The sequence below is a fragment of the Paenibacillus sp. 1-18 genome (assembly GCF_000520755.1).
Lineage (GTDB): Bacteria > Bacillota > Bacilli > Paenibacillales > Paenibacillaceae > Paenibacillus > Paenibacillus brasilensis.
In genome coordinates this window covers 1-8,210 of sequence record NZ_ASSB01000120.1, presented here as the reverse complement: position 1 = coordinate 8,210, position 8,210 = coordinate 1, and the positions used below count along the sequence as shown (strand labels likewise).

At 47.3% G+C, this 8,210-nt stretch carries 7 protein-coding genes and 2 pseudogenes; 3 read left to right on the top strand and 6 right to left on the bottom strand.

What is annotated here, in order from left to right; translation table 11 throughout:
* The 3 genes and pseudogenes from L693_RS0107845 to L693_RS0107835 all read right to left on the bottom strand — a co-directional run.
* Window positions 1-405: pseudogene (locus L693_RS0107845) on the bottom strand (stage V sporulation protein AD); the annotation flags it as partial.
* A 1-nt stretch (window position 406) separates the two neighbouring features.
* Window positions 407-889, bottom strand: coding sequence for a stage V sporulation protein AC (spoVAC, locus tag L693_RS0107840; protein ID WP_025716789.1), 483 nt, complete (start codon window positions 887-889; stop codon window positions 407-409).
* Between the two features lie 24 nt (window positions 890-913).
* Window positions 914-1,774: a DUF421 domain-containing protein gene (locus tag L693_RS0107835; RefSeq protein WP_025716788.1), complete on the bottom strand. Its 861-nt coding sequence runs from the start codon at window positions 1,772-1,774 to the stop codon at window positions 914-916.
* A 271-nt stretch (window positions 1,775-2,045) separates the two neighbouring features.
* On the opposite strand from L693_RS0107835, the gene L693_RS0107830 reads away from it, so the two are divergent.
* Window positions 2,046-2,252 carry a DUF1657 domain-containing protein gene (locus tag L693_RS0107830; RefSeq protein ID WP_014280765.1) on the top strand — a complete coding sequence of 69 codons (207 nt, stop codon included), beginning with the start codon at window positions 2,046-2,048 and terminating at the stop codon, window positions 2,250-2,252.
* A gap of 490 nt (window positions 2,253-2,742) precedes the next feature.
* Complete coding sequence (gene serS, locus L693_RS0107825; protein ID WP_025716787.1) at window positions 2,743-4,029, top strand: serine--tRNA ligase; 1,287 nt, start codon at window positions 2,743-2,745, stop codon at window positions 4,027-4,029.
* A gap of 65 nt (window positions 4,030-4,094) precedes the next feature.
* Here serS and hmpA read toward each other — a convergent pair whose 3' ends face one another.
* A complete protein-coding gene (gene hmpA / locus L693_RS0107820) occupies window positions 4,095-5,321 on the bottom strand; it encodes an NO-inducible flavohemoprotein (protein WP_025716786.1) in 1,227 nt (408 codons plus the stop codon).
* 346 nt (window positions 5,322-5,667) lie between these two features.
* On the opposite strand from hmpA, the pseudogene L693_RS0107815 reads away from it, so the two are divergent.
* Window positions 5,668-7,148, top strand: a pseudogene (locus tag L693_RS0107815) (family 43 glycosylhydrolase).
* A gap of 105 nt (window positions 7,149-7,253) precedes the next feature.
* Here L693_RS0107815 and L693_RS0107810 read toward each other — a convergent pair.
* Together L693_RS0107810 and L693_RS27835 are read right to left on the bottom strand one after the other, a co-directional pair.
* On the bottom strand, window positions 7,254-7,964 hold the full coding sequence (locus tag L693_RS0107810) for a GntR family transcriptional regulator (protein WP_025716785.1): 711 nt from the start codon (window positions 7,962-7,964) through the stop codon (window positions 7,254-7,256).
* An 89-nt stretch (window positions 7,965-8,053) separates the two neighbouring features.
* The coding region (locus L693_RS27835) for a PTS sugar transporter subunit IIB (RefSeq protein ID WP_442950167.1) at window positions 8,054-8,210 on the bottom strand (157 nt) is incomplete at its 5' end.

Here is an 8,210-nt window from a genome sequence, read left to right as displayed (position 1 = left end):
GGCCCCTGCCAGTATGAATTTCGCTGCTCCGCCATTGACGAGTGCGGACGCAAGAGCCAAGCTTTCCATCGAGGTTGAACAGGCACCGAACACGCCAAGATAGGGGATCGACAGAGTACGAGCGGCAAAGCTGGTGCTGATTATTTGATTCATCAAATCGCCGCCGATATGAAACTGAACTTGCTCCTTGGTTAACCCTGCTTTTTCAATCGCCAGTTTTGCAGCTTGCTCGATCAAAACTTTCTCAGCTTTTTCCCAGCTTTCTTCTTCCAGCATGGAGTCACCATGTATGATGTCAAAATCGTCGGCAAGGGGCCCTCTGCCTTCAAACGGGCCAACTACGGTAGCCGAAGCCCGAATCACCGGTTTATTTTCAAAGATCCAACTTTGATGCCCTTTTAGCATATTAATGTCCTCCTCCAGTACCCTTAAGCACAAACGTGATGATACCCACGAAAAATGCCGCTACAGTTCCAAAAACAATAACCGAACCTGCAAGTTTAAACATTTTTCCGCCGACGCCTAATACAAAACCTTCACTGCGATGTTCAATAGCGGCGGATGCCATTGAATTTGCAAAACCAGTAACGGGAACAGCCGAACCGGCACCCGCCCATTGCCCGAATTTGTCATATACGCCGAGGCTCGTTAAAATAACGGAAATGAGAATTAACACGGCCACAGTGGGATTGGCTGCTTTTTTCTCATCAAAGCCGGCCCAATGAACAAACATTTCCTGAATTGCTTGTCCAATCACACAAATCGTCCCCCCGGCAAGAAACGCACGCCAGCAGTTTTGGAATAAGGGCCGTTTTGGTTCAAGCTGCTTGGCAAGTTTTTGATACTCCTGTTGGACCGGCGTTGCTTTTTTCATCTTTTCATTGCTCATTTTCAATCCTCCTGATCATCTGATCTAACGAATGAGTAGCGGTCTGACTTCCTTAATGACCCGTTTCAGCTCTTTTGCGCATTCTTCATACATTTTTTTTGCATTTGGCGATTGGGTGGACAGGCTGAACATTTCAAGATCCGCTTCACATTTTTTTAAAGTCGACAGCAAAGAAGCTTTAGTCTGAGGCTTAGGAACTCTGATCTGATCGTCAAATAAGTCAACATAAAGCTGGCCGTAGGCATCTACCTGGCCAAAAAGCACGTTTTCGATTGCAACGCCCATCTTTTCGAGTTCCGCATCCAGCCAACCCCGGTTGAGTCCCATCACAGCTAATGGTTCATCCATGACATTTCCATCCATAATGACTACCTGCGGCTCCTTTTCAGGCCCCACTTTGATGCCTAGGTGTTTGGGTGTCAGGGGTTGATTTTCTTTCGTTAGCAGGACGTTGATTTCTCCATTCGGCTCCATAATCGCAAATTCTACATCCGACGCAAGAAAAACATCTTTTTTTCGCAGCTGTTCCATCAGTTCGTCGGTGGTAAGTCGTTCCTTCTTAAGGTTATCCTCCAGAATTTTTCCGTCTTTAATTATGACCCTTGGTTTACCATCAATAAAATCCCTTCCTTTTTTACTCTTAATTTGTAAAAATTCGATTCCTAAAGAGACGCCTACCCATACAGACAATGAAATGACACTTAAATACCATTTTTGATCCATCTCTAATGAAGTATAGGCTGCCAAGCTTCCGATCGTGATCCCCGTTATGTACTCAAAAAGGGATAACTGGGAAATCTGTCTCTTTCCCAATAGCTTAGTCATTATAAAAAGTACGACAATCGCTAACAATGTTCGTGATGTAATAAGTAACCAATCTGGCATCATTTAGCCCCCTTTATTCTTTGCACCAAGTACATGTTTCCACTTGATGGTAAACCATATATAAGCAAGATCGTCAGTTTTTCGTCTTTTTATTCATTGAAATGTAAATGTTTACTTTTTTGTGCAATATCACTTTCCTTTGATTTTGCTTTTTATCGCTCTTTTCGGTGTATGATTTCGAAAAAAGGGGATACATTATATATGTCGTCTGGGCAGGAATAGTAGTATTTCCGTTCCTTACGCCTTAATCCTTTTAAGGAGGTGAATCAAAATGACCGTAGCTTCCGATGTCAAAACGTGTGTTGCTTCATTAAAAAGCGCTCAGGCTAGCTTAGAAACATTCGCTTTGAGCACCCAAAATCAAGAGGCAAAAACTCTTTTTACAAACGCGGCTCAGCAAACACAACAAATTTTGCAGCAAGTCGAGGGCCGAGTACAGCAGTTAGAGAATGAAGAACCACAATACAAAGGTTTCTAAGAATGAGAAAGGGGCTGTCCCAAAAGTCATTTTATGATTTTTCAGCCCCACTTTAGACAGGATTTCAAGCAATAAAGATGCCTTCAAACCCATTTTAACGGTGGTTTTGAAGGCTTTTTCGTTCAACGTTTGGGACTGGCTATTGGAAAGATCACGATGAAAAAAGGAAGTCATCCAATGTGCCGACTCATGCCCTTGATTAACCTGGCGAAAATCCGTATACTAACAAAAAAGCAAACGATATTATGCCTGTGAAGAGCATCCAACTCGGAGGCGTTTACGCCAAGGACCATACGTTAGCGTAGGATATGGCGATATGTACCTAAGTAAACCGGACCCGCCCGTTACAGCGGAGCAAAGTGGATTGGAGAGTCATGACATCTGTCATGCTGTCCGGTCAATTTGGGTGGCACCGCGAGATCAAAGCGCTCCTCGTCCCATGTGGATGAGGGCGCTTTTTGTATTTTTATCCGAAAAGGAGTGCGGTGTCATGTTGGCTATCAAATGGATTAGAGAGCATCAAGAGCAGGTTCAGAAGGCAGCAGACGGCAAAGGAATACAGGTATCGGTCGCAGAGCTGCTGACCCTGTATGATCGGAGAAAGCAGCTACTTCAGGAAGTGGAACAACTTCGGCAGAAGCGTAATCAGTGTAGTCAGGATATTGCCGCGCTCATCCATGCCGGCAAGAGTGAACAGGCAGAAGGGGCAAAGCGGCAGGTCAAAGAAATTAACGGACGGCTAGATCTTCTGGAAGCCCCGCAACAGGAAGTAGAGGAACAGTTTCAACAGCTCTTGCTTCTGATGCCTAATATCGTATCACCAGATACGCCACGAGGGAGATCAGATGAGGATAATGTAGAACTAGAGCGGGTCGGGGCGGTTCCGAACTTCGGATTTGAAGCAAAGGATCATATGGCGCTCGGTAAGCTTCATAAGCTAATCGACGTTCCTCGGGGTGTCAAAACAGCCGGTACCCGTAACTACTATCTGACGGGAGCAGGGGTCGCATTGCATCGGGCTGTGCAGCAACTTGCGGTGGATCTGCTGACTGAACGTGGATTCCAGTTGCTGGATGTTCCGCTGATGGTACGTGCAGAGGCGATGCGCAACACTGGTTTCTTCCCGCTCGGACTGGATCAGACGTACCGCATCACAGGAGAGGATCAGTGGCTTGTAGGCACTTCGGAAGTGCCGCTGGTCTCGTATTACAGCGGTGAGATTGTGGATGTTACGGACTCGATTCGGCTGGCGGCCGTGTCCGTATGCTTCCGCAATGAGGTCGGCTCAGCCGGAAGGGATGTGCACGGACTGTATCGTGTGCACCAGTTTGCCAAGGTGGAGCAGGTCGTGCTTTGCGAAGCCAGTCTGGACGCTTCGGAGCAGATGTTCCAGGAGATTACGCGCAATGCGGAGGACCTGCTTCAACTGCTGGAGCTGCCCTACCGCAAGATGGCTGTCTGTACAGGCGACATGGCACAAAAAACCTACAAGCAGGTGGACATTGAGACATGGATGCCCAGCCGTCAGGCTTACGGCGAGACACATTCGTCGTCCCAACTGCTTGATTTCCAGGCGCGCCGTTCCAACATCCGCTACCGCAATGCGGAGGGCAAGCTGCAATATTGCTACACGCTCAACAACACAGCGGTTGCTTCGCCCCGGATTTTGATACCGTTGCTGGAGAATCATCAGCAAGAGGACGGTTCGATCCGTATTCCGGAGGCTTTACGTCGATATATGCCGCGAGGTATGGAATTTTTGAGCACAAATTTCTAATTCTAATCATTGCAAAAAGACGAAGGACAACTATCCTTCGTCTTTTTTGCTGGCTCATTGTGTCATTATGCTTCTGCTTCCCACACACTGGCAGGGCCAAAAAATTCATAGTGGATATCCGAAACAGGGATATTCCACTCCTTCAACAGTGCATACACCGATTGCATGAACGCTTCAGGACCGCAAAAATAATATTGGGCGTTCCAATCCGGTATTACGGATTGCAGCCAAGGCAGGTCCAGACGGCCTTCCTTGTGAAAGGCCTGTGCCAGCCGATCCTGCTCTGTTGGACTGCTGTAGCACCACCGTACTGTGGCCAGTGTATGTGCGGCGACCAGCATTTCCACCTCATTACGCAGAGCATGGTTATCCCCATTGACTGCTGCATGGACAAAGGTGACAGGGCGATCCGGGTCAGACTTCACCAAGGAAGCCAGCATGCTGACCATCGGGGTTAACCCGACCCCACCGCTGATCAGCACGACAGGTCTGTGATCTGCCCGATCCAGTGTAAAATCACCAGCCGGTGCAGATACCTGCAGCACATCGCCCTCTTGCACCTGCTCATGCAGATACACAGAAACTTTACCTGCCGGGCGGGACTCTATGGCATCCTCACGCTTTACAGATATCCGGTAGTGAGGTTGTCCCGGTGCATCTGAAAGACTATATTGACGAATGTGGGTATTATGTTCACCCGGAATTTCCATTTTCAAGCTGGTATATTGTCCAGGCTCGAATGCAGGCAGTACCTGTCCATCCTGCGGCACCAGATAAAAGGACGTAATTTGCTCGCTTTCCTTAACCTTTTTCTGCACAACAAAGCTCTTAAAGTCTGACCAGCCTCCCTGCTGCTGTTCCGCCTCCTTGTACATTTCAGCTTCCACGTCTATAAATACATTAGCGATCACACCATAGGCCTCGGCCCATGCGTTGATGATCTCGTCTGTAGCCGCATCTCCCAGCACGTCCTTGATCGCAGCAAGAAGATATTTTCCGACGATAGGGTAATGTTCTGGCTTAATTCCCAAACTGCGGTGCTTATGTGCAATCTGACGTACCACCGGGAGAATTTCTTCCAGGCGGTCAATGTGCTGTGCAGCCGCATATACAGCGTTGGCCAGCGCTCCCTGTTGACGTCCTTGCTTCTGATTCGCGTGATTGAATATATTGAGAAGCTCGGGATGGGCCTCAAACATCATCTGGTAAAAGCGCTTGGTGATTGTAGTTCCGTGTATCTCCAAAACAGGTACAGTCGATTTGATCATTGCAATGGTTTGCTCACTTAGCATCTTAGTATCCCTCTTCTCTCCAAAATAAGATCAACAAAGGGTGTTTCAACATTATCCACCCATTTGTAACCCTCAATTTAAAGCAAGTATACCCACATAAAGTAACCGTTCATGTGATTCCAGTCACTTTAAATTTGAAATAATTTGTGAACGTGTCAATGATAAAACGCACAATTTTATCCAGTCGTAGTAAGCTAGTTGCAATGGCATCTTCCCACGGGAACCATTCCAAAGACTTCAATTTATCCCACTTGTAAACGCTTCCAATTAGGATACAATCGAAGATGAGGTACCGGACAAGCTGTTCCGGCTCATCCTATTCGAGTTAAAGGAGGCAGATGATATCGTGAAGTGGATCAACAGCAGCAAATGGTTAGCCGTATGGATTTGTATCATGTTCGCAGTGGCCAGTGCAGGTCTTCAACCCAATGCAGCACATGCCAATACAACAGGCGTTACGCAAGCAACCTACGGGACCGAGGTTAACCAAACGTTGGATGGTTTGGACGCCGCCAAGGCCGAACTATCTCTGAACACAACAGCAAGTACAGCCATTACAAACGGAACGGATTGGAAGGACACCGCAGGTAACCCGATTCAGGCGAACAGCGGTAATATCCTAAAAGTAGGTTCCACTTATTATTGGTACGGCGAGCATGCCGAGAACTGGAAATTTGAAAAAGTGAACGTATATACCTCAACCGATCTGAAAAATTGGTCCTTCCGCAGCACTATTCTCACCAAAGATTCCGCCCCTGAGCTGAATTCAAGCAAAATCGAGCGTCCCAAAGTCATCTACAACAAAACCACCGGAAAATATGTACTATGGGCACATTATGAAAATGGCACGGACTACTCACTAGGTCGTGTAGCCGTCGCTACCAGCGATACACCCGACGGAAATTTTGCCTACCAAGGCAGCTTCCGCCCGCTGAATTACGAGTCTCGTGATATGACAGTGTTCACGGATACTGACGGTAGCGGCTACCTTATTACAGCTTCCCGTAAAAATGGCGGCGCCAACGATACGATGGCAATCTTCAAGCTGACAGCCGATTATACAGGCGTGCAGTCGTTCGTTGGCTGGATTTTTGAAAATGGCTATCGTGAAGCTCCTGCTGTTGTGAAAAAGAACAATACCTACTACCTGTTCACCTCGCAGGCATCCGGCTGGTATCCGAATCAGGAGCTTACGCAACCGCCAGCTCCATGACTGGAAGCTGGTCTGCTCTGTCGCCCTTCGGTGACCCGGCAGCTTACGGTTCGCAAATTCACTCCATCGCTACCATTACAGGCAGCGCAGGAACCAGCTATATCTATATGGGCGACCGCTGGAATCCGCTCAAACTGAGCGACCATAAATTCATCTGGTTGCCATTGACCCTGAATGACTCCAACAAAACGGCAACCCTGAACTGGTACAGCAGTTGGGATCTGGATGCTGCGACAGGCACAGTCATCCTGCCGTCCCTTGTGAATCACGCACAGGGCAAAACAGCGACTGCTAGCTCAGCTGCATCTGCGTCTTGGCCTGCTTGGTGGCAGGTCGATTTGGGCAGTAGCAAGACCATCAGCGAAGTGGATATTTCATGGTTTATGTACAAAGACTCTGAAGCGTACTACAAATATAAAATTGAATACAGCACAGATGGAGTTAACTACTCCACGATTGATCGCACAGGTAATACCACGTATGGTTTTACCAGTGACAAAGTCAATTTTCAAGCTCGCTACGTGCGAATCAATCTTGTAAATGCAGTGCTATTCAATAACCCGAACAACTGGTATACCCCGACGGTGCATGAAGTTAGACTGCTGGGTAACTAATTCGTTTCATGAAAAAGAACATGGCAGGAAAGCACCTACATTAAGGAGGCTCCTTCTGCCATGTTTTCTTTTGACCACATTACTATCCACTTTGTATTCACTAGCTCAACGCATTCGATTGACTGTGGTACACACAAATTTGTCATACCGATGCCGTGAGAATGAGTATTCAAATGGTATACCCGTATCCAGATAACCCACCTGCTCAATTTCCAGGATTGGATCATCCGCTGCACAGTCCAAATGCTCCCGATCCAGTTCTGTCGACTTGGACGCCCGGATGGTACGATGTGAACCGACAATATTCAGGCCCAGTTCCTCCTTGATATGCTTGTACACCGAACCGTGCAGCACCTTCTCGGTAATACCGCTGATCAGCTTCGTGGGCATGTATGTGCGTTCGATAACGTAGGGCTCACCCTCCACGACACGCAGACGGATCACATGATATACAGGAGAATCGACATCAATAAATAGATGGGCCGCTACCTCTTCGGATGGAAATTGAACGTCAAAGGCGACGATTTTATTTTTGATCTCTTTCCCGCGCAGTACGTTGGTTAACCCCAGCATTTCATTTACGACAACGTTAACAGGGTCATTGTGAACTGATTTGACGATAAAGGTTCCGTGTCCTCTTTTACGATTCAGCAACCCGTCCGCCACCAATGTGTCCAATGCCCGCTTAATCGTCATCCGACTTACACAAAACTCTTTTGCCAGTGAGATCTCATCGGGAATCGGATCATCACTGCTATAGGTCTTATTCATAATCCGCTCTTTGACCTCTTGTGCAATCCGCTCGTATTTGTTCATCTGTCTACCACCTGTACTAAAAATTGTTTTATGTCAGCATTTTACCAAAACATCAGTAGCGCTGGTTCTTTTGGTTCTGCAAATTGACTTTATCCATTTTTGCGTTCCACCAGCTTCACAGCCTGCTCATAGGCTTTCTTACCGTCAACCATTCCGTATGCCATCATGTCAATCACTTCTACATGAATACCATATTGGGCTGCTTCCTTTTCCAGCTGTCCTTTAAGAAAACTCATTTGCGGGCCA